The following is a 20,020-nucleotide window of genomic DNA, read 5'->3' on the forward strand; positions in this document are numbered from 1 at the left end:
GAACTGCCCGGCCCACTCGACAAGCAAACCGACGGCCTTGTCGGCGGCAGCGGTGCCGGCGGAGGTCTGGACCGTGTCGACGGTGTCGGCGATGACCCGGGCTTGGTCGACTGTGATGTCTCCGGTGGCCAGGGCGGCGCGTACCCCAGGGTTGCCGGCGTCCAGGGCGGCGGCGAGGTCGACGAGCCGGCGGGCGGTGGGAACGGTGAGGCGGAGTCGCTCACGCAACCACACGGCTGTCGACGATGCTCCCTGCGTCACGGCCGTGCCACGGCCGTCCAGCTCTCGAACCAGGGACAGCTGCACGGCCGCCAGGCGCTGCTCGAGCCGGTGTGCGGCGTCGAGTGCCGCGACGAGGTCGGACTCCGAAAGAGCCCAGGTCGACGCAACGGCGCACGTGGCGACTTCCGCCTCGGCCTGCGTCAACTCCTCCAACATGAACCGAGAATAGAACAGGTGTACGACAATTTTCCGGCCCCTGCCGGGGACGGGCCGCTGTGCCGAGGGGCGGTTCAGCGGGGGATGCCCCTCTGGGTTTCGGCAGGGAATCGGGTCGGCGTCGGCGCTGTGGTACGGGCAGGATGGTGTGGTGCCTGATCTGCTGTGGGATGACGTCAGGTGGTTCTTCGATCCCGCGGTGATGGGGTCGTTGCCAGACGTTTACGTGCCTGGCGCCTCGATCGAGGACTGGCAGTCGATCCTTGATCTCGTCGTCGCTCATGACTGGGAGTTCCAGTACTCCGAAGGCGCGGCGGTGCTGCCGCTGCCCGCGGCGGCGGCCGTGTTGTCCCGCCCGGCTGACGCCGAGTGCCCGGCACTGCGGGTCTGGCCGTCGGTGGATGTTCTGGCGATCTTCCGGTTCTCTGCGGCGAACGAGATCGACTTCGATGTCGATCTGCGGGAGCTCCAGGGGCAGGAGCGGCTCGATGTGTTCTGCGGTTTCCTGACCGCGATCGGAAGGTGCCTGGGCAAAGCCGTGCTGATGGATTCCGAAGGCGGCGACGGGAGCCATCCGGTGCTCGGCTTCGACGTCGAGGCGGACCGCGTTGTGGTGATGGCGGAGCCGCCGGTCAGGTGAGCATCTATCCGGTGAGTCGTTCGCGTTATCAGCTCGACAGCGCCGTGAGGAGACACGTCGACCACCAGCGGCTGGTGACCACCCCGTGTGGGTGGCCACCAGCCGTACCGGTCAGGACAGCGAGCAGGGGTTGCCGTTGACGGTGACCAACCCCGGGCTGGGGTTGGCGCCGCCGGAGGTCGTCGCGTTGAAGCCGAACATCACACTGCCGCCGGGTGCGATCTTGGCGTTGTGCGACTCGTTGCGCGCGGTTACGGTCGCGCCGGACTGGGTGACCTTCGCCAACCATGCCTCGCGGACCCGCTGGTCGCCGGTGAACGCGAAGCGCACGTTCCAGCCGTTGACAGCCGTGGCGCCGGTGTTGCGGATGGTCAGCTGGGCGGTGAACCCGGTGCCGCCCTGCCAGGTGCCGAAGTTGCTGTAGCTCACCGAGCAGGTGCTGGCCGGCACCGCGCCGGCGTCACCCTGGTCGGCCAGGAACGAGGAGATCCAGGCCAGCGCCGAGTTCCAGTTGATCGCCACCTCGTTCGTCGAGTACGAGTTGATGTCGTCGACGTAGCAGAACATCGGGGCGCAGCCGGTGAGCAACTGGGCCACGAACGGGTCCTGCAGGGCCGCGTTCGCCCCACCGGCGAGCGAGCCGGCGGGCGGGTGGGGCAGGTCCGGGTTGAGCTGGTTGCCGAAGATCCGACTGTGCTGGTTCTGCGCCGCGTGCTCACCCCAGCCGGTGACGTAGGAGATGTTCAGGGCGTTGCGGCCGAAGATGTAGTCCATCGCCTGCACGGCGCCGTCGCGGTAGGCGGGGTTCCGGGTCAGGTCGAACGCGGTGGCCAGCACGACTGCGTTGTTGATGATGCTGCTGTTGCCGCCCCAGAAGTAGCTGTTGGCGTCGCCGGGCATCGGCAGCCCGTACGCCTGCCGGCGCAGCTCGGCGAGGTACGCGTCGGCAGCGGTGGTGACCGAGGCGCGGACCCGGGTGAGGTCGGCGGCGGGCAGGCCATTCGGCACGGTGGCCAGGTCGAGGCGGCCCAGTGCGGCGACGCTCTGCCAGCCGAAGCCGCGCGGGTCGAACACGTCACCGGTGTGGTGCGGCGACGAGGTCAGGTCGGTCAGGTAGGTCGACGCGCCGGTGGTCAGGTACAGCTCGACCGCCGCCCAGTAGAACTCGTCTGTGACGTTGCTGTCGTCGTACGCGCCGCCGCCGGTGCCGTCGGTCGGGCTGGCGTACACCGCGGGGTGGGCCTTGGCGGCGCTGTAGGCCGTCTTCGCGGCGGTGCCGCAGCGGGCCGCGAACGCCGCGTCGTAGGGGGCGAAGAGCCGTGCGCACTGCGCGGCGGTGGCGGCCAGGTTGAGGGTGGCCGCGGTGGACGGTGCATGCAGCTCACGCGGCTGCGGGTCGTCCTGCGGGGCGAGCGGCAGCCCGGTCCAGTTCTGGTCGTGGATCTTGTGGTGGACCATGCCGGCCAGCGGCTTGCCGGCCGGTACCTGCATGCGCAGCAGGAACTCCAGCTCCCAGCGGGCCTCGTCGAGGATGTCCGGCACGCCGTTGGCGCGTTCGGGCACCCGCAGTGTGCCGTCGGCGAGTTCGGCGCCGCCGTCGGCGGTGGCCGCGGTCTTGGTGCGCTCGAAGGTGTTCAACAGTTGGTAGGTGGCGATGCCACCGTTGACCACGTACTTGCCGTGGTCGCCGGCGTCGTACCAGCCGCCGCGTACGTCAAGCGAGTAGTCGCAGACGCCCGGCTGGCAGGGCACGTTGGTGTCGCCCTTGTTGGGTGCCACGTCGAGGTGCCCGGCGGGGCGGGCGTACTCGTCGCCGATCAGGTCCCCGTCGATCGCGATGCCACTGCGCTGCGCGTAGAAGAACTGCAGCGAGTCGGAGCGCAGTTGGTCGTAGAGGGCGCCGGAGATGGTGAACGGGTGACTGGTCTCGCCGTCGACGGTGAGCGTCAGGCCGTTGCCCGGGGTGCGGTAGCTGGAGAAGTCGACGGTCTGCACGTTCTGCGCCGAGGCGGCGTCGACGCCGCGGGTGGTGGTGGTGCCGCTGGCCACGACGGCACCCGCGGCGTTGCGCAGCTGCCAGGGCAACGGGGTGGTGGCCTCGGTGACGACTGTGGCGTTCTTCGGGCCGCCGGGCAGGTAGCCGACCTGGTTGACGCGGACCCGTGGCCCGGTGTCCGGCACGTACGGCTCGGGCGGCTCGCCGCCGCGCAGCGAGACGTCGTCGAGGCAGATGGTCTGCGCCTGGGCGGAGCCGCCAACCTGGAAGATCAGTTGGGCGTTCGGGTTGTCGTCCGGGACGGTGAAGGTCTGCTCGACCCGCTGGGCGGTGCCGGTCGCTGTGGCGTCCACTGCCGCGTACGTGGTGTAGGGGGCGCTGCCGAGTTGCAGCACGGCCTTGACGGCGGCGCCGGGGGTGGCGGAGACGGCGAAGCCGAGGGTGTATTCGGCGCCCGCGATCAGTGGCACCCCGTCCTGGCCGATGCCGGCGTCCCAGGGGTTGGCCAGCCCACCCGCGACGGTGGTGCAGAGCCGGCCGTCGGTGACGGCGAGCGCACCGGTGCCGAAGGAGAACCAGGGGCTGACCCCTTCGCTGAAGTCGCCGTTGTCGATCTGCTCGGGGGCGTCCGGTGGTGGTTCGGCGTAGGCCGCGCCGGCGCCCGCGCCGGTGAGGGCCAGGGTGGTCGCCGCGGCCAACAGGAGGCGGCGTCGGGATCTCGTCACGGGGAGTCCTTCCGGACGGGTGGGGGACGGTGGTGGTGGAAAAACTTGGGAGCGCTCCCAGGTATCGGCTCGATGTTTCCAGTGGCGGCACCCCGTGTCAATTGATCTGACTGGATGGGTTCTGGCGTGCGACGAGGGCGACCACCCCGCCCGGCCCGACGCGGCGGACCGGCGTGCGGACGTGAGATTGGCCGCGCCACGCGCTGTCGTCCTGATCTCCTAGAGACAACTGCGCCCTTCGCCTGGCAGGCTGCCTCCCATGACCCTGAAGCTGCGTTCCGTCGGAACGAGCGACCGTGGGCTGATCCGCAGCGGAAACCAGGACGCCCTACACGCCGGAAACTGGCTCGTCGCCGTCGCCGACGGCATGGGCGGGATGGCCGCCGGCGACCTGGCCAGCGCCCTCACCATCGACGCGGTGGCTCCGCTGGACGTGGAGACGCCCGAGGACGCCCTGGTCGCCGCGCTCGAAGGTGGCATCGCGTTGGCCACCTCCCGGATCCGGCAGGCGGTCGCCGAGGATCCCGAGCGCCAGGGCATGGGCACCACACTCACGGCCCTGCTCTTCGCGCGTACCGGCAGCTGCCTGGCGCTGGCGCACATCGGCGACTCCCGGGCCTACCTGTTCCGCGAGGGCGTGCTCAAGCAGGTCACCCGGGACGACACGTTCGTCCAGATGTTGGTGGACCAGGGCGTGATCACCGCGGACCAGGCCAGCAGCCACCCGCGCCGCGCCGTCGTCACCCAGGCCCTGCAGGGGGACGAGGTCACCCCGTCGTACTCGACGATGGTGCCCCGGGTGGGCGACCGCTGGCTGTTGTGCAGCGACGGCCTCTCCAACGTCGTCCGTCCGGACACCCTCACCGAGGTGCTCAGGGACTATCCCGACCGGACCGCCTGCACGGGCAAGCTCATCGATCTGGCCCTGCACGCCGGAGCACCGGACAACGTGAGTGTCGTGGTGGCCGACGTCCTGGAGGAGTAGGGCCGGCGTTCAGCGTCGGCGTGGCGTGACGCGTCGGGTGGGCGTCGCCGTTCGCGGATCCTCCGGCCAGGGGTGCCGGGGATAGCGCCCGCGCAACTCGCCACGCACCTGCGGGTAACCGGTCCGCCAGAACGACTCCAGGTCGGCGGTGACCGCCACCGGCCGGCCCGCGGGGGAGAGCAGGTGCAGCAGCACCGGCGTCCGCCCGGCACCGACGCGGGGAGCCACCGACCAGCCGAACGTCTCCTGAAGCTTCACGGCGAGCACCGGCGCGGCCGGATCGGAGTAGTCCACCCGCACCCGGGAACCACTCGGCACCTCGATCCGCTCCGGGGCGAACTCGTCCAGGCGGGCCGCCTGCGCCCAGGGCAGCAGCCGGCGCAGCGCCGACGGCACGTCCACCCGGGCCAGGTCGGCGCGACGCCGGGCCGCGGCCAACTCGGGGCCCAGCCAGGTCGCTGCGGCGTCGAGCAACGCCTCGTCGGTGACCTCGGGCCACGGGTCGCCCAGGTGGTGCCGGAGGAAACCGAGGCGTTCGCGTAGCGCCCGTGCCGCCGGCGTCCAGGTCAGCAGCCCCAGCCCCTCCTGGCGGAGACCGGTGAGCACGGCCGCCGCCACCGCTTCCCGCTCCGGCCGGTCCAGCCGCCGCTGGAGCAGCTCGATCGCGCCCAGTCGGGTCACCTCCCGGGCCACCACGTCACCGTCGGACCAGCCGACCTCACGACTGGTCCGTAGCAGCGGGCCGGCCGCCTCCCGGGCCGTCGCCTCGTCCACCGGCGAGGCCCGGCGGATCCGGGCCGACGGCGCGCCGGGGGTGCGGTCCGCGACCGCCACCGCCAGCCAGTCGGACCCGGCCAGCCCCGACCCGGCCATCAGCTCCGCGGCGGTCCCGCCGGTCATCAGGTACGCCGATCCGCCCGGCCGCCGCACCCGGGCCAACCGCTCCGGGTACGCCAGCCCGACCAGAAGCCCAGCGGCGAGATCGTCAGTGAGCCCACCCGTGCGGTCAGCCCGGTGCCCTTCGACACGGTTGGCCCCAGCGCGGCCGGCTCCGGCCCGGTCGACTGCGATCTCGTCGGCTTCGGTCCGGCGGCCTGCGGGGCTCGCTGCGGTGCTGGCCTCGGCGCGGCCGTCGGTGCTGGTCTCGGCGCGGCCGCCGGTTGGGGAGCCGGAAGGCAACGCGGCGCGCAGCCGGCGTACCTCGGTGCGCCAGCGTGCTGTCGCACCCGCGTCGACGCCGGCGCGCAGCCGACGCCAGCCGGCGACCAGGTCGTCGCCGGGGCCGGCAGTGCTCTCCTCGGCGAGCAGCGCCACCACCTCGGCCGCCCGGTCGGCGCCGACCCGACCGGCACCGTCCAGCAGTGCCCGGGCCAGTCGGGGGTGTGCGCCGGCGGCGGCGATCGCCCGTCCCCGTGTGGTGATCCGCCCGTCCGCGTCGACAGCGCCCAGGGTGCGCAGGGTGTCCCGGGCCACCGTCAGCGCGGCAGCCGGTGGCGCGTCGGGCAGCGCGAGCCCGACGCCGTCCGGCCGGCCCCAGGCGGCCAGCTCAAGCGCGAAGCCGGTCAGGTCGGCGGTGGCGACCTCCGGCTCGGCTCGGGCGGGCAACCGTTCGTGGGTCGCCGCGGACCAGCACCGGTAGACGTACCCCGGCGCCTCCCGGCCGGCCCGACCGGCCCGCTGGGTGGCGGCGGCCCGGGAGACCGGCACGGTGACCAGCGCGCCCAGCCCACGGGCCAGGTCGATGCGGGGCACCCGGGACAACCCGGCGTCCACCACCACCCGCACGCCCGGCACGGTCAGGCTGGTCTCGGCAAGCGCGGTGGCCAGCACGACCCGCCGTCGATCAGCGGGGCGCAGGGCCGCGTCCTGCTCGGTGCCCCGCTGCCGACCGTGCAGCGGCAGCAGCGCGACGGTGTCGCGCAGGTCGGCCAGCCGACCGCTGACCGCCGCGATCTCCCCGGCTCCGGGCAGGAAGACCAGTACGTCACCGGCACGTTCGCGCAACGCCCGCCGGACGGTCGCGGCCACGTGGTCGAGCAGCGCCCGATCCACCGGCCCGGCTCCGGAGGCGACGATCGGGCGGGCCGGCGGTGCCCAGATGCGCTGCACCGGGTGCAGCGCCGACTCGGCCCGTACCACCGGGGCCGGGGCGGACCCGCCGAGCAGCGCGGCGAAGCGGTCGGTGTCCGGGGTGGCGGACATCGCCAGCAGCCACAGATCCGGCCGGAGGGCGGCCCGCGCCTCCACAGTGAAGGCCAGCGCCAGGTCGGCGTCGAGTTGCCGTTCGTGGCACTCGTCGAGCAGCACCGCGCCCGTGCCGGGCAGCTCCGGGTCGTGGTGCAGCCGGCGGACCAGCAGGCCGGTGGTGACCACCTCCACCCGCGTCGCGGAGCTGACCCGACGCTCGCCGCGCACCGCGTAGCCGACCCGGTCGCCGACCCGCTCGCCGAGCAGTTCGGCCATCCGCCGGGCGGCGGCGCGTGCGGCCACCCGACGGGGTTGCGCGATCACCACCCGACCACTCACCCGGTCGGCCACGGCCAGCGGCGCGAGGGTGGTCTTGCCGGTGCCCGGCGGGGCGACCAGGACGCCGGCCCCGGCCGCGTCGAGTGCCGCGACCAGCGCCGGCAGCACCGGCCGTACCGGCAGGTCCACTGTCACGTCGGAGAGCACGGCCCAGTCTCGCACCGGCGCGGGTGCCGCCGGAGCGGCGGACCTCGGCCTCGCGGGACTACGCGGGCTCGTCACGCGCGCGGGACAAGGGGGTATGACGATGGGCCGGGTCTGTCGACCCGGCCCATCGTGGTGAGCTACCTCAGTACGTGCCGTCGAGCTGGCCGCGCAGCTTGGTCAGCGCCCGGGTCAACAGCCGCGAGACGTGCATCTGCGAGACACCGATCTGGTCGGCGATCTGCGACTGGGTCAGGTTGCCGTAGAAACGCAGCGTGAGGATCTTCTGCTCGCGCTCGTCGAGGGTGGCCAGCGCCGGGCCGAGGGCGACCCGCAGCTCCGCCAGCTCGAACTCGCTGTCCTCGCCGCCGAGCATGTCGCCCAGCTCGGTGGCGCGCTCGCCGTCACCGGTCGGGGTGGACAGCGATACCGCGTTGTAGGCGCGGGCGCCCTCCAGGCCCTCCAGCACCTCTTCCTCGGTGAGCTTGAGGTGGGCGGCGATGTCGGCGACCGTCGGCGAGCGGCCGAGGGTCTGCAGCAGCGAGCTGTTGGCGTCGGAGATGGCCAGCCGCAGCTCCTGGAGCCGGCGGGGCACCCGGATGTCCCAGGTGCGGTCCCGGAAGTGCCGCTTGAGCTCGCCGATGATGGTGGGGATCGCGTACCCGGCGAAGTCGACACCGCGCGACGGGTCGAACTTGTCGATGGCCTTGATCAGGCCGACCGCGGCGGTCTGGGCCAGGTCGTCGGTCGGCTCGCCACGGCCGCTGTAGCGGTGGGCCAGGTGGTTGGCCAACGGCAGCCAGGCCTCGATGGCCCGGTCCCGCAGTGCGGCGCGCGACGGGTGGTTGACGGGCAGCGCCGCCATGGCGTTGAGCAGGTCGGCGGCGCTGTCGGTGAGCGCACGCGGGTCGAGCTTGGTGGTGGCCTTCGCAGTGGTGCTCGGCTGCTCGGTGATCGTTGGCGCGGTCATGGGTGGTCCTCCCTGCACCTCGTCCGCGGACAAAAAGGTGTGACGCTTTGGTTTAGCTTTCAATGGGCCGTTCGGGACTCACCTTAACCTGATCGTCTTCCCAAAATCTAGCCGAAAGGTTGATGTACTTAAGGTGTGTCACACCACAAAGGGTGCGAATAGGGCAGAGTTGCGGGCGATGTGATCACCCTTACCCACTGCTGACTGCCGCTCAGCCGCTCAGTGGGCCGGTCCCTCCGGTCAGCCCGGCCGGATCAGCCGACCGGTCAACACGAAATCCGACAGTCGGCCAGCAGTGTCGACTATCCGTCCTTGTCCCGCCGGTGGGACCGGCCGTAGCGTCGCGGGTACACACCCGGTTCGGAGGCACCGTGCTCGATCCAGCCGCTCCCCAGCTCGTCGTGAACAGCCGTACCCTCTACTTCAGCTGGATCCCGGCGGACCCGGACGCCGTCGCCGCACTCGTCCCGCCGGGCCTGTGCCCGCGCCCCGACCACCAGGTGTTCCTCAACCAGTACGTCGTCGAGGACGAGACGCAGACCTCCGGCTTCGGCGCGTACACGCTCACCTATCTCGGCATCTCGCTACTCGGCGTGGACGCGCCCGGCGGGCTCAACCCGGGCGGCTGGTGGACCGCCTACGTGGCCTCCAGCCGGCTGGTCCGGGAGTACGCGGCCGCCCGCGGCGCCCCGGTGTCCACCGGCCGGACCCGGATCGAGGTGAGCGGCGAGACCCTGCTCTCCGAGACGGAGATCGACGGGACGACGTTGCTCCGGGCGCGGTGCCGGGTGGGGGAGACCGGCCACGCGATCAGCAGCGGGCACCACCGCTACTTCACCCGCCGTGACGGCCAGCTGCTCAGCTCGGTCTACCCGTTCGTCGCCGAACCGGTAGCCCCGTTCGAGATCGAGTCGGTGGAGTTCCTCCAGCCGGGGCATCCGATCTACCAGCTCCGCCCGGCCAACCCGCTCACCATCGGCTTCGGCTACTACTCACCGCGCTCCTCGTTCGCCTACCCCGGCGGGCTGAGCGTCCATCCGGTCGTCGCCGCCACGGTGGAGCCGATCCGGTCGACTCACCAGGTGCCGGCCACCCTTGCCCGCAGCGGCCTGCCATCCGGGTCGTAGACCAGCCGGTACACGGGCAGCGCCCAGGCGCGGGTGTACCACGGCAGCCGCTCCGGGCGGTGCGGGCGCAGCCGGCCGGGCGGTCGTTCGCCCACCTGGCCGTCGTCGTACCACCGTTGGAGCGCGTCGGCGGCGGCCGTGACGGCCGCGACGGCGTCCGCCGGGTCGAGCAGGTCGGCGTCGTCCGCGCCGTCCGGGTCCCGGTCCAGGTGCTCGCGCCACAGCCGTAGCCGCAGGTCCCGGGCGAAGACCCGCGCCCCGTCGCCGCGGCCGCCCGGGTCGGTGGGCGCCCGCTGGTCGCGGGTGTCGTCGAGCACCGCGCAGGACAACTCGCTGTCGTGGGTCCAGGACCGGCGGTTGAAGTTGTCGCTGCCGACACTGGCCCAGACGTCATCGACCACGCACACCTTGGCGTGTACGTAGACCGGGCCGCCGGTGCGGTTCTCCACGTCGAACACGTGCACCCGGTCCGGTGCGGCCCGTTCGCACAACGACAGCGCCTGCTCGCGGCCGACCATGTTCGGCGGCAGGGCCAACCTGCCGTCGACGTCCGGGTGCCGGGGCACCACAGCGACCAGGTGCAGCTCGGGATTGTCCCGCAGCGCGCGCGCGAACAGGTCCGCCACCTCGGCCGACCACAGGTACTGGTCCTCCAGGTAGATGAGTCGACGGGCGCGGCGTACCGCCTTTGTGTAACCGCGGGCCACGGTCCGTTCGCCGTCGGGTGCGAACGAGTAACGCGGGCGCACGGCGGGGTAGGTGCGCAGCACCTGAATCTGGTGCGGGCCACACTCGGGCGGGTCGGCCGGTTGCTCGGGCAACGGATCCGGTCGCAGGTCCGCGCCGCGCAACCGGTCCCGCAGGTAGGCCATCGGGTTCTCCGAGTCCAGTGGCATCGGGTCGGTCCAGCGCTCCCGGAACAGCGTGTCCAGCGCGCCGACCACCGGCCCGCGCACCGCGAGCTGCACGTCGTGCCAGGGCGGGTTGGGCCCGTACCGGGGCGACATCTGCACCGGCTGCGGATCACCGTGGTGAGCGGCGTCGTCACGTCGGCTGTGGCACAGGTCGATCCCGCCGGCGAACGCGATGTCCCGTTCGGGTGCGCCTGGGTGCCGCAGCACCACGAGCTTCTGGTGGTGCGAGCCGCCGCGGCGGACCCGCTGGTCGAGCAGCACCTCGCCGCCGGCGGCGGAGATCGTCTCGCTGAGGTCGCGGTTCTCCGCCTCGCTGTAGGCCATCGCGTCGAGGTGCGAACGCCAGATCAGTCCCTTGACCACCACGCCGCGCTGGGCGGCCTGGGCGAAGAGCTGGGCCACGGTCGGGCCGTCGGGACGCAGCCGCTGGTCCGGATCGCCCCGCCAGTCGGTGAAGAACAGGTGGTCGCCGGGCCCCAACGCCTGCACCTCGTCGACCAGCCGGTCGAAGTACGCGGCACCGTGAATCAACGGCTCGGCGAGGTTTCCCCTGGTCCAGACGGGTAACCCAGAGACCGGGTTGGCGCGTTCCTGTGCGGTGAGGAACCAGTCCTGCGACGGCAACGTCCAGCCCCCCTGGAGGTCGGCAACGTCCTCACGGTAGGACCCCGGACGCGGGTCCGCATGTCAGGCCGCCCGAGCGGTGACCTGGATGACGTTCAGCGCGAGCACGACAACCGAGGAGGCCACACCATGCCCCGCGAGACGACGAACCCCGTGACCGAGTACCGCGAGCCGGCGGTGGAGAGCGAACGGGGCGCGCTGGTAGCGGTGTTGCTGATGGTGATTCTGGGCGTCGCCGGGATTTTCGCGGTCTCCTGAGCCGCCCGGGCGCCCCGTGCTGTCGACGGGGCACCCGGGGTGATCTCGCTGACTCGGGTCAGGGACGCGGGCCCTGGCCGTCGGTGTGCGGGACCCGCTCGGCGGGGATGACGCCGAGCCGGCCGGCCTTGAAGTCCTCGAACGCCTGGAGCAGCTCGTCGCGGGTGTTCATGACGAACGGGCCGTACTGCGCCACCGGCTCCCGGATGGGCTGACCGCCCATGATGTAGAGGTCCAGCGCCGGGGTGTTGCTGTCCTGGGCGGGGTCCGCGCCGAAGCGCAGCGCGTCGCCCGGGCCGTGCACCGCGAGCTGACCGGTACGCACCGGTCGCCGCTCGGTGCCGACCGTGCCACGACCGCCGAGCACGTACACCAGGGCGTTGAAGTCGGGCTGCCAGGGCAGGTCGACCTGCGCGCCCGGCTGCACGGTGACGTGGGTGATGGTGATCGGGGTGAAGGTCGACCCCGGACCGCGGTGCCCGGCGATCTCACCGGCGATGACCCGGATCAGCGCGCCGCCGTCGGGGGTGCTGAGCAGGGCCGACTGCCGGCCCCGGATGTCCTGGTAACGGGGCGGGTTCATCTTGGCCGAGCGGGGCAGGTTCACCCAGAGCTGGGTGCCGTGGAAGAGCCCGCCGCTCATCACCAGGCGCTCCGGCGGCGCCTCGATGTGCAGCAGCCCGCTGCCGGCCGTCATCCACTGGGTGTCGCCGTCGGTGATGGTGCCACCGCCGCCCTGCGAGTCCTGGTGGTCGAAGATGCCGTCGATGATGTAGGTGACGGTCTCGAAGCCGCGGTGCGGGTGCCACGGCGTGCCCTTGGGCTCACCCGGCGCGTAGTCGACCTCGCCCATCTGGTCGAGGTGGATGAACGGGTCCAGGTCGGTGGTCGACACCCCGGCGAAGGCACGCCGGACCGGGAAACCCTCACCCTCGAAGCCGCTGGGCGCGGTGGTCACCGTGCGGACCGGGCGGAAGGTGGTGCCGTCGCCGAGTTGGGGCAGGCGCGGCAGGACAACGATGTTGTCAACGGTGATCGCGGGCATCGGAGGGCTCCTTAACGTGTGGCGTGGGTGCTCGACGTGGTCCGGGCCGCCCGCAGGCGGTGGCCGAGCCGGTCGAAGACCCGGGTGAGGCAGGCGACCTCGGCGTCGTCGAGGTCATCCATCAGGTGGGCCCGCACCGACGCGAGGTGGTGGGGTGCGGCTTCGGACAGGGTGAGCAGCCCGGCGGCGGTGAGCACCGCCTCGCTGCCGCGCCTGTCGTCCGGGCAGGGCTCCTTGCTGACCAGGCCGCGGCGCTGCATCGAGGAGATCTGGTACGTCAGTCGGCTGGGGGAGAAGACCAGTCGGCCGGCCAGCTCCCCCATCCGCAGTCGTTGCCCCGGTGCCTCGGAGAGCAGGACCAGCACGTGGTAGTCGGCGAAGGTGAGGTCGCTGTCGGTGCGCAGGTCGTCTTCCAACTGGGTGAACAGGCGCTGGCTGGCCTCGATGTAGGCACGCCAGGCGGCCGCTCGGGTGCTGTCCAGGCTCTCTGTCACGTCCACCACAGTAGCACTCGTTCAAAATTTAACTAGCGCTGTTTGGCGTTGCCTGCGTCACGTCTGCCCGGTGGGCGCCGCACTTGGTGCAGTTTTGAAGAAAGCGCGGGCCAGTCCGGCGGCGATGTCGGCGCGGTCTGTGCCAGACTCCGGCCTCGTGGAACACGTGGAACTCGCCGCCGCCGACCTGTTGCTGCGCCCCTGGCGAGACGAGGACGCCCCGGCGGTGCGCGACGCCCTCCGCGACCCGGCTATCGCCCAGTGGAACCCGCAGGGCGGCGGCCCGATCGACGACGAGTTCGCGCTGCTCTGGGTGCGCCGCCGGGCCGACTGGTCCACCGGCGGCCACGCCTCGATGGCGGTCACCGCGGCGGCCGACGGCGAACTGCTCGGTTCGGTGTCACTGCACAGCATCCACGACGGCAACGCGTCCATCGGCTACTGGACGGCGCCCGCCGCCAGGGGACGTCAGGTGGCAGTGCGCGCCGTCGTCCGGCTCACCGACTGGGCGTTCGCGGATCTGGGGCTGCACCGCGTGGAGTTGTGTCACGCGGTGGCCAACCCGGCGTCCTGCCGGGTCGCCGACCGTGCCGGCTACCCCGCCGAGGGGACGCTGCGCGAGTCGCACCGGTACGGCGACGGCCGCCGCTACGACGAGCACCTGCACGCCCGCCTGGCCACCGACCACTAGCCGGGACCGGGCCGGGGTCCGCACACGCTTCGGCCCCGGCCGCCTCGAACCGTCACTCGGTGACCTTGCGGAGGAACGTCGCCAGGGCCGTCCGGACGCGGTCGATCCGCTCCGGCAGGGGCAGCGGCTCGGGCGCGGGCGGCCCGGCGTGCTTCTTGCCCCGCAGATACAACGAGCAGGCCAGGTCGGAGCACAGATACGTGCCCACGGAATCGCCCTGCCGCCCGCTCGGGCCAGCCTTGGGGGCGGTCATCAACGAGACGCCTCCGCCGAGGTGCGTGGTCAGGCAGAACGAGCACATGCTGTGCCGTACGCGCCCCGTCTGGTGCGTCGCGGCCCGCAGCACCACCCCGGCCAGCTTGCCGTCGGTTTCGGCGACCAGGTAGGCCCGCTGCGGCGCGGAGGGATCCCGCCAGCCGAGGAAGTCGAGGTCGTCCCACTGTCGCATTTCAAGATCGTTCGGTACGGCCAGCCGCTTCGCCTCGCCCCGGCTGCAGTTGACGAAGGAGGCGCGGATGGCGGATTCGGTCAGGACCAACATAGGTAGTAGCCTAGCCCTCTTAGGCAAGCGTTTATTACGGCTAGGTTTGGAGTGTGCTGCATGGCACGTGCCGGCGTGACCGTCGAGCGCCTGACCCTGGCCGCGGCCGAGCTGGCCGACGAGGTGGGGGTGGACAACGTCACAGTTGCCGCGCTGGCCCGCCAGTTCGGGGTGAAGGACGCGAGTCTGTACTTCCACCTCAAGAACGCGCACGAACTGCGGGTCAGGATCGCCCTGCTGGCGCTTGCGGAGCTGGCCGACCGGGTCGCCGCCGCGCTGGCCGGTCGGGCCGGCAAGGACGCACTGGTGGCCTTCGCCAACGCGTACCGCGACTACGCCCGAGAGCATCCGGGTCGCTACGCCGCCATGCAGATCGACCTCGACCCGGAGACCGCCGCCGCGAGCGCGGGCGTCCGGCACGCCGAGATGACCCGGGCGATCCTGCGCGGCTACCGGCTCTCCGAGCCCGACCAGACCGACGCGGTGCGGATGATGCACAGCACCTTCCACGGGTTCGTCAGCCTGGAGAAGACCGGCGGCTTCCGGCACACCCCGCGCCCCACCGACGACTCGTGGTCGCGCACCCTGGACGCCCTCGACGCCGTCCTCACCAACTGGCCGTCGCGCTGACGGCCGAAGCTGAGGTGCGGGCTGACCCCGGCGGTAAGGTCGCGGGGTACGAACTCACCCAGAAGGGCAAGGATCTCGGCCAGGTCTTCGTCGCCGAGGTGGTGCGCTGCCAGGCGTGCGGCAGACCCGTCCGGTCCGGAGAGCTGTGATTCGATCAGGAGTCCCCAGCATGTTGAGCGATCTGGAGTTGGCCGACTGGCGGAAGCGGGTTGCCCGGCTGTACCTGTCCGACGCCGACCTGGTCGGCTTCCGCGCCGGCCGCGACGACCTGTTCGCCACCCACCCGCAGAGCCCGATCCCGGCGGGGGACCGGCCCGGCTTTTCCGGGGTGCGCTACTTCCCGCCCAATCCCGACGCAGTGGTCGAGGCACCCCTGCGTTCGGCAAGCGGGGAGCTGCGCATCGACACCGGCGGCCCGGACGGGGTGATCGCGTACCGGCGGGTCGCCGTGGCCGAGACGCCCTGGGGTCCGCTGACAGTGTGGTGGATCGAGGCGTACGGGGGCGGGCTGTTCGTTCCGCTGCGCGACGGCACCTGCGGGCGGGAGAGCTACGGGGGAGGGCGCTACCTCACCGACACGGTGAAGGGCACCTTCGGTCGGGGCGTCGAGCTGCTGCCCGGCGACCGGGTCCGGCTGGACGCCAACTACCTCTACAACCCGAGCTGCGCCTACGACGACCGCTGGGCCTGCCCCCTGGCACCCCCGGAGAACCGGGTCGAGGTCGACATCCGCGCCGGCGAGCAGACGTACCACTGACCGGCCGCCCCGGCGTGCGGCCGGGACGGCCGGTCGTTCGACAGTGGCTCAGCGGGCGCTCGACCCGGGCACCTGCATCCGACCCATCAGCTGGCGGGCCTGGTCGGAGAGCTGGGCGTCGACGGTCACCGCGTACTGGCCGGCGCGTAGCGAGCTGGCCGAGGTGAAGTCCCGCTGTCCGCCCGTCATCGCGTGCGCGACCGCGCCGAACACGGCACCCCAGATCGCGCCGATGACCAGCCCGACCAGGATCACCGCCAGCCAGTTGCCGACGGTGAAGATGCCGAACAGCAGGCCGATGAAGAGTCCGAACCAGGCACCGGTGCCGGCGCCGAGCAGTCCGGCCCGCCCGGTGGTCATCCGCCCGAGCACCGTCTCCACAAGGGTGAGGTTGGTGCCGACGATGGCGGTGTGCTCCACCGGGAAACGGTTGTCGGCCAGATAGTCGACGACCCGCTGGGCGGCCGGATAGTCCGGATACGATCCGATCGTCACGGTCGGCGGACCGGCCTGCGGCCCGTGACCGTCACCGGCCGGTGTCGACAGGCGGCCGGCCGGCCCGGTGGGAAGCAGGTCGCCATCCTGTGTGCCGGGCCGCCACGCGGCGGTCGGCCCCGAAGCTGACGTCATGAGCATCCTCCCTCGTCAGCCCTCCGGGTTCCCGTCCACGCCGAGGGGTAACACCGACGGACCCGGCGCGGGCCATCCCCACCGGGGGAATGGGCGCGGGCGGCCCGGGTAGCCAGTCAGGTGGAGAGCGGACAGATCAGCGAATACGGGTTCCTCGCCGACGGCCGCACCGCGGCACTGGTGGACGCCTCGGGCTCGGTGAACTGGTGGTGCCCGGGGCGGTTCGACGCCCCGTCGGTGTTCGGCCGGTTGCTCGACGACGACGCCGGGCACTGGTCGATCCGGCCGGAGATCGATTTCACAGTCGACCGCTGCTACCTCGACGACACCCTCGTGCTGCGGACCGTCTTCCGGACCGCCCAGGGGGAGGTCGCGCTCACCGACGCGCTCGCCTTCGAACCCGGCAGCCGTGGTCACGACATCGGGATGCGCTCCCCGCAGGTGCTGGTCCGCACCGTGCACGGGCTCAGCGGTGAGGTTCCGATGCGGGTGCACTATCGGCCGCGCTTCGAGTACGGCCGCGCCATCGCGTACCTGGTCGAGCGGGCCGACATGCTCGAAGCCATCGCCGGCGCCGCGCGGCTCACCATCCGTGGCAGCGTGCGGTTGGCGTGCGGCGACGACGGCGATGCCACAGCGACGTTCACCGTCCGCGCCGGCACCACCCACAACTTCACGCTCGGGTACGCCCCGACCTACGACGCCCCGCTGCCCGAGGTGCCGGACGCCGACGAGACGATCGCCGACACCGTCGCCGGCTGGCGGTCCTGGGCCGACGAGCACGGATACCAGGGCCTCTACGCCGAACAGGTGCGCCGCAGCGGACTGGTGGTCCAGGGCATGACGTACCGGCCCAGCGGCGCGGTGGTGGCCTCGGTGACCACCTCCCTGCCCGAGGAACTCGGCGGGGAACGCAACTACGACTACCGCTACGTCTGGGTGCGCGACTTCAGCCACACGCTGCGGGCGCTGTGGCGGTCGGCGTGCTACGACGAGGTGCGGCGGCAGTTCGTCTGGTTGGGCCGGGCGATGGGCCGGATCGACGACCAGCCGGTGCCCATCATGTACGGGGTGCTGGGCGAACGGGACCTCACCGAGCATCGGCTGGACCAGCTCGGCGGATACCGGGACAGCCCGCCCGTGGTGACCGGCAACGATGCGTGGCGGCAGCGGCAGAACGACATCTACGGCGCGGCGATGGAAGCCGCCTGGCTGATGCGGGACGAGTTGGAGCCGTTCGACCCGGAGGTCTACCACCTGCTCCGGGTGCTGGCCGACCAGGCCGAGCGGGGCTGGAAACTCCCGGACGCGGGGATGTGGGAGGAGCGTGGCGTCCAACACCACCACGTGTCCTCGAAGGTGGAGTGCTGGGTCGCGCTGGACCGGGCGGTCCGCTTCGGCGACCGGCTCGGCGAACCGCAGGACGTGGCCCGCTGGACGGCGGCCCGGGACGAGGTGCGCGAAGCGATCCTCACGCGCGGATGGAGCGACCGGCTCCAGTCGTACACCGGGATCTTCGATTCCGACCAACTGGACGCGTCGGTGCTGGTGATGCCGCTTGTGGGTTTCCTGCGGGCGGATGACCCGCGGATGCGCTCGACGGTGCGCGCGGTGGAGCGGCGGCTGTCACACGACGGCCTGCTGCGGCGCTGGGACGGCGACCCGGCGGGCTTCGTCATCTGTTCGTTCTGGCTGGTGAGTTGCCTGGCGTTGGCCGGTGAACGGGACCGGGCCCACGAGTTGTTTCGTGACCTGGCCGGTCGGGTCAATGACCTGGGCCTGTTCGCCGAGCAGATCAACCAGCACACCGGGGAGCAGTTGGGCAACTTCCCGCAGGCGTTCTCGCACATCGGCCTGATCAATGCCGCGGGCGTGCTCACCGACGTCGAGCAGAACCCGACGTTGCGTGACTGCGGGATGCCCCCGGCGTATTTCACCCCCCAGGGCCGTCGCTGAACCGGCCGCGTCCCCCGGCGGACAGTCGGGGTGCGGGAGAGAATGCCGGCATGCGGTTGGTGCTCACGGCGGACACCCACGTACCAAAGCGGGCCCGGGACCTGCCCGGCCCGCTCTGGGCGGCGATCGAGGCCGCGGACGTGGTGGTGCACGCCGGCGACTGGGTGGACGAGGCACTGCTCGACGCGATGACCGCGCGGTCACGCCGCCTGGTCGGGGTGTACGGCAACAACGACGGGCCGGCGCTGCGCGCCCGGCTGCCGGAGGTGGCCCGGGTCGACCTCGACGGCCTGCGGGTCGCCGTCGTGCACGAGACCGGGCCACGGACCGGTCGGGAGCAGCGGTGCGCGGCCCGGTTTCCCGATGTCGACGTCCTTGTCTTTGGGCACTCGCACATCCCATGGGATACCGAGGCGCCCGGCGGGCTGCGACTGCTCAACCCCGGCTCGCCCACCGACCGACGCTCCCAACCGCGGGCAACCTACCTCACCGCCGAGATACACGCCGGCACCCTGACCAACGTCCACCTCCACCCCCTACCCCGCCCAACCTAGCCCCACCCTGCCCCGTCGATCATGGAGTTGTGGTGGGTGACAAAGGTGTCAGTATCGCCTCAGGTCAGGCACCACAGCCCCATGATCGACGGAGCTGGTTACTGGCCTCGGCCTGTTTCGGCCTGGAGTTCGTCGATGCGCTTGGACGCCTCGGCCTTGGTCAGGTCGTCCGGGAGTTCCGCGTTGGCCTCCCGGGCCAGCGTGTTCAGGTAGGACTCCTGTGCGGCGGTCGGCGGCTCGTCACCGGTGACCCACTCGTCCGGGTCCTTGATCGCGGCACTCTGGTCGACCTGCTCGGTGCGGCGGTCCGTCATTGTCATCATCCTCTCGTTCGAACAGGTGTGCCAGTACCCCGATCGCCGGTGGTTCATGCCCGAACACCGGCACCTACGATCAACGGATGACGGTGGACCGGTCGGGTGTCGTGGTGGTCGGGGCGGGCATCGCCGGGGTGGCGTGTGCTGTCGAGTTGACCAGGGCCGGGGTGCCGGTCCAGGTCCGGGAACGCGGGCACGTCTGCGGCGGCCGGATGGCGAGCAAACGCTTCGCGGGCCGGCCCGCGGACATCGGCGCCGCGTACTTCACCGCCAGCGACCCGGACTTCGCCGCCGTGGTCGAGCGGTGGCACGCCGCCGGGCTGGTCCGCGAATGGACCGACACCTTCCAGTCCTACGACAGCGCCGGACGCCACGACGTGCCCGGGCCGATGCGCTTCGCCGCACCGCGCGGGCTGCGTTCCCTCGTCGAACAGTTGGCCGGCGAGGTGTCGGTGACCGTCGACCGGCTGGTGCTCAGCGTGAAACCCGGACCGACGGTGGACGGCGAGTCGTGCGCCGCGGTCGCGCTGGCCATGCCGGGCCCACAGGCCGCCCTGCTCCTCGACCCGGCCCTGACCGCCGCCACCCAGCTCGTGCAGGCGCAGCGCTGGTCACCGACAGTGGCCGCGGTGCTGCGGTTCCCGACCCGGCGCTGGCCGGACTTCCGGGGGGCGTTCGTCAACGACCACCCGGTCCTCACCCTCGTCTGCGACGACGGCGACCGACGCGGCGACGGTGCGCCGGTGCTCGTCGCGCACACCCTGCCGGAGTTCGCCGCCGGGCACCTGGCCCAACCCACCGGCGCCGGACCGGCCATCGAGCAGGCCGTCCGGGACCTGCTGGGACTTCCCGAGCCGGCCGTCGACGTGCACGTGCACCGCTGGACGTACGCGAAGCCGACCGGCCCCACCACCGGCGACACCCACCACCTCGACGCGGACGGGATCGGCCTGGCCGGCGACGCGTTCGGCAAGCCCCGGGTGCAGAGCGCCTGGCGCTCCGGCCGGGACCTGGGCCGGGCCATCGCCGCCCGACTGAGCTGACCCGCACCCGCCAGG

The 20,020-nt window shown here is 72.0% G+C and carries 21 protein-coding genes; 11 read left to right on the plus strand and 10 right to left on the minus strand.

Going from position 1 to position 20,020, the window contains the following annotated elements:
• The coding region (locus AB0B85_RS26915) for a DUF222 domain-containing protein (protein ID WP_357411746.1) at nt 1-438 on the minus strand (438 nt) is incomplete at its 3' end.
• A 151-nt stretch (nt 439-589) separates the two neighbouring features.
• Between AB0B85_RS26915 and AB0B85_RS26920 the strand changes: the two genes are divergently transcribed.
• Nucleotides 590-1,078, plus strand: a complete 489-nt coding sequence (locus tag AB0B85_RS26920) for a hypothetical protein (RefSeq protein ID WP_357411747.1) — start codon at nt 590-592, stop codon at nt 1,076-1,078.
• A 111-nt stretch (nt 1,079-1,189) separates the two neighbouring features.
• Here the strand turns inward: AB0B85_RS26920 and AB0B85_RS26925 are convergent, their stop codons facing one another.
• Nucleotides 1,190-3,799 carry a glycoside hydrolase family 9 protein gene (locus AB0B85_RS26925; RefSeq protein WP_357411748.1) on the minus strand — a complete coding sequence of 870 codons (2,610 nt, stop codon included), beginning with the start codon at nt 3,797-3,799 and terminating at the stop codon, nt 1,190-1,192.
• 259 nt (nt 3,800-4,058) lie between these two features.
• Here AB0B85_RS26925 and AB0B85_RS26930 point away from each other — a divergent pair, with 259 nt between their 5' ends.
• Nucleotides 4,059-4,784, plus strand: coding sequence for a protein phosphatase 2C domain-containing protein (locus tag AB0B85_RS26930; protein WP_357411749.1), 726 nt, complete (start codon nt 4,059-4,061; stop codon nt 4,782-4,784).
• Between the two features lie 9 nt (nt 4,785-4,793).
• Here AB0B85_RS26930 and AB0B85_RS26935 read toward each other — a convergent pair whose 3' ends face one another.
• Both AB0B85_RS26935 and AB0B85_RS26940 read right to left on the minus strand, forming a co-directional pair.
• On the minus strand, nt 4,794-7,457 hold the full coding sequence (locus AB0B85_RS26935) for an ATP-dependent helicase C-terminal domain-containing protein (RefSeq protein WP_357411806.1): 2,664 nt from the start codon (nt 7,455-7,457) through the stop codon (nt 4,794-4,796).
• Between the two features lie 142 nt (nt 7,458-7,599).
• The gene (locus AB0B85_RS26940; RefSeq protein ID WP_357411750.1) at nt 7,600-8,424 is read right to left on the minus strand and encodes a SigB/SigF/SigG family RNA polymerase sigma factor; all 825 of its coding nucleotides are present in this window, start codon (nt 8,422-8,424) and stop codon (nt 7,600-7,602) included.
• A gap of 371 nt (nt 8,425-8,795) precedes the next feature.
• Between AB0B85_RS26940 and AB0B85_RS26945 the strand changes: the two genes are divergently transcribed.
• Nucleotides 8,796-9,551 (plus strand): hypothetical protein, encoded by a 756-nt coding sequence (locus AB0B85_RS26945; protein WP_357411751.1) that lies wholly within the window; start codon nt 8,796-8,798, stop codon nt 9,549-9,551.
• Here AB0B85_RS26945 and AB0B85_RS26950 read toward each other — a convergent pair.
• Nucleotides 9,500-11,089, minus strand: a complete 1,590-nt coding sequence (locus AB0B85_RS26950; RefSeq protein WP_357411752.1) for a phospholipase D-like domain-containing protein — start codon at nt 11,087-11,089, stop codon at nt 9,500-9,502. The two genes, AB0B85_RS26945 and AB0B85_RS26950, sit on opposite strands and share 52 nt — an antisense overlap.
• Nucleotides 11,090-11,218: 129 nt before the next feature.
• Here AB0B85_RS26950 and AB0B85_RS26955 point away from each other — a divergent pair, with 129 nt between their 5' ends.
• The gene (locus tag AB0B85_RS26955) at nt 11,219-11,347 is read left to right on the plus strand and encodes a hypothetical protein (RefSeq protein WP_255787601.1); all 129 of its coding nucleotides are present in this window, start codon (nt 11,219-11,221) and stop codon (nt 11,345-11,347) included.
• A 58-nt stretch (nt 11,348-11,405) separates the two neighbouring features.
• On the opposite strand, the gene AB0B85_RS26960 is transcribed toward AB0B85_RS26955, so the two are convergent.
• Nucleotides 11,406-12,392, minus strand: coding sequence for a pirin family protein (locus AB0B85_RS26960; RefSeq protein WP_357411753.1), 987 nt, complete (start codon nt 12,390-12,392; stop codon nt 11,406-11,408).
• An 11-nt stretch (nt 12,393-12,403) separates the two neighbouring features.
• Nucleotides 12,404-12,886 carry a MarR family transcriptional regulator gene (locus AB0B85_RS26965; RefSeq protein ID WP_357411754.1) on the minus strand — a complete coding sequence of 161 codons (483 nt, stop codon included), beginning with the start codon at nt 12,884-12,886 and terminating at the stop codon, nt 12,404-12,406.
• A 157-nt stretch (nt 12,887-13,043) separates the two neighbouring features.
• On the opposite strand from AB0B85_RS26965, the gene AB0B85_RS26970 reads away from it, so the two are divergent.
• Entirely contained in the window at nt 13,044-13,577 is a 534-nt protein-coding gene (locus AB0B85_RS26970) for a GNAT family protein (protein WP_357411755.1), read from the plus strand.
• A 52-nt stretch (nt 13,578-13,629) separates the two neighbouring features.
• Here AB0B85_RS26970 and AB0B85_RS26975 read toward each other — a convergent pair whose 3' ends face one another.
• Nucleotides 13,630-14,118, minus strand: coding sequence for an FBP domain-containing protein (locus AB0B85_RS26975; RefSeq protein ID WP_357411756.1), 489 nt, complete (start codon nt 14,116-14,118; stop codon nt 13,630-13,632).
• Between the two features lie 75 nt (nt 14,119-14,193).
• Here AB0B85_RS26975 and AB0B85_RS26980 point away from each other — a divergent pair, with 75 nt between their 5' ends.
• Genes AB0B85_RS26980 through AB0B85_RS26990 form a run of 3 tightly spaced genes read left to right on the plus strand, consistent with a single transcriptional unit; the run spans nt 14,194 to nt 15,505 of the window.
• The gene (locus AB0B85_RS26980; RefSeq protein ID WP_357411757.1) at nt 14,194-14,748 is read left to right on the plus strand and encodes a WHG domain-containing protein; all 555 of its coding nucleotides are present in this window, start codon (nt 14,194-14,196) and stop codon (nt 14,746-14,748) included.
• A 14-nt stretch (nt 14,749-14,762) separates the two neighbouring features.
• Nucleotides 14,763-14,897 carry a hypothetical protein gene (locus tag AB0B85_RS26985; protein ID WP_357411758.1) on the plus strand — a complete coding sequence of 45 codons (135 nt, stop codon included), beginning with the start codon at nt 14,763-14,765 and terminating at the stop codon, nt 14,895-14,897.
• A 23-nt stretch (nt 14,898-14,920) separates the two neighbouring features.
• Nucleotides 14,921-15,505, plus strand: coding sequence for a DUF1684 domain-containing protein (locus tag AB0B85_RS26990; RefSeq protein WP_357411807.1), 585 nt, complete (start codon nt 14,921-14,923; stop codon nt 15,503-15,505).
• Between the two features lie 48 nt (nt 15,506-15,553).
• Here AB0B85_RS26990 and AB0B85_RS26995 read toward each other — a convergent pair whose 3' ends face one another.
• Nucleotides 15,554-16,135, minus strand: a complete 582-nt coding sequence (locus tag AB0B85_RS26995; protein WP_357411759.1) for a general stress protein — start codon at nt 16,133-16,135, stop codon at nt 15,554-15,556.
• A 120-nt stretch (nt 16,136-16,255) separates the two neighbouring features.
• On the opposite strand from AB0B85_RS26995, the gene AB0B85_RS27000 reads away from it, so the two are divergent.
• Together AB0B85_RS27000 and AB0B85_RS27005 are read left to right on the plus strand one after the other, a co-directional pair.
• Nucleotides 16,256-18,091 (plus strand): glycoside hydrolase family 15 protein, encoded by a 1,836-nt coding sequence (locus AB0B85_RS27000; protein ID WP_357411760.1) that lies wholly within the window; start codon nt 16,256-16,258, stop codon nt 18,089-18,091.
• Nucleotides 18,092-18,141: 50 nt separating this feature from the next.
• Entirely contained in the window at nt 18,142-18,645 is a 504-nt protein-coding gene (locus tag AB0B85_RS27005) for a metallophosphoesterase (protein WP_357411761.1), read from the plus strand.
• A 98-nt stretch (nt 18,646-18,743) separates the two neighbouring features.
• Here AB0B85_RS27005 and AB0B85_RS27010 read toward each other — a convergent pair whose 3' ends face one another.
• Nucleotides 18,744-18,968, minus strand: coding sequence for a DUF3072 domain-containing protein (locus AB0B85_RS27010; protein ID WP_357411762.1), 225 nt, complete (start codon nt 18,966-18,968; stop codon nt 18,744-18,746).
• A gap of 77 nt (nt 18,969-19,045) precedes the next feature.
• Here AB0B85_RS27010 and AB0B85_RS27015 point away from each other — a divergent pair, with 77 nt between their 5' ends.
• Nucleotides 19,046-20,005, plus strand: a complete 960-nt coding sequence (locus AB0B85_RS27015; protein WP_357411763.1) for an FAD-dependent oxidoreductase — start codon at nt 19,046-19,048, stop codon at nt 20,003-20,005.
• The last annotated feature ends 15 nt before the right edge of the window (nt 20,006-20,020 follow it).

The organism is Micromonospora sp. NPDC049044 (assembly GCF_040649215.1).
Lineage (GTDB): Bacteria > Actinomycetota > Actinomycetes > Mycobacteriales > Micromonosporaceae > Micromonospora.

Excerpts from the sequence above, each read along its gene's own strand:
- AB0B85_RS27010 (WP_357411762.1), bottom strand. The coding sequence starts at position 18,968 with ATGATGACAATGACGGACCGCCGCACCGAGCAGGTCGACCAGAGTGCC.
- AB0B85_RS26955 (WP_255787601.1), top strand. The coding sequence starts at position 11,219 with ATGCCCCGCGAGACGACGAACCCCGTGACCGAGTACCGCGAGCCGGCG.
- AB0B85_RS26995 (WP_357411759.1), bottom strand. The coding sequence starts at position 16,135 with ATGACGTCAGCTTCGGGGCCGACCGCCGCGTGGCGGCCCGGCACACAG.
- AB0B85_RS26975 (WP_357411756.1), bottom strand. The coding sequence starts at position 14,118 with ATGTTGGTCCTGACCGAATCCGCCATCCGCGCCTCCTTCGTCAACTGC.
- AB0B85_RS26960 (WP_357411753.1), bottom strand. The coding sequence starts at position 12,392 with ATGCCCGCGATCACCGTTGACAACATCGTTGTCCTGCCGCGCCTGCCC.
- AB0B85_RS27015 (WP_357411763.1), top strand. The coding sequence starts at position 19,046 with ATGACGGTGGACCGGTCGGGTGTCGTGGTGGTCGGGGCGGGCATCGCC.
- AB0B85_RS26940 (WP_357411750.1), bottom strand. The coding sequence starts at position 8,424 with ATGACCGCGCCAACGATCACCGAGCAGCCGAGCACCACTGCGAAGGCC.
- AB0B85_RS26930 (WP_357411749.1), top strand. The coding sequence starts at position 4,059 with ATGACCCTGAAGCTGCGTTCCGTCGGAACGAGCGACCGTGGGCTGATC.
- AB0B85_RS27005 (WP_357411761.1), top strand. The coding sequence starts at position 18,142 with ATGCGGTTGGTGCTCACGGCGGACACCCACGTACCAAAGCGGGCCCGG.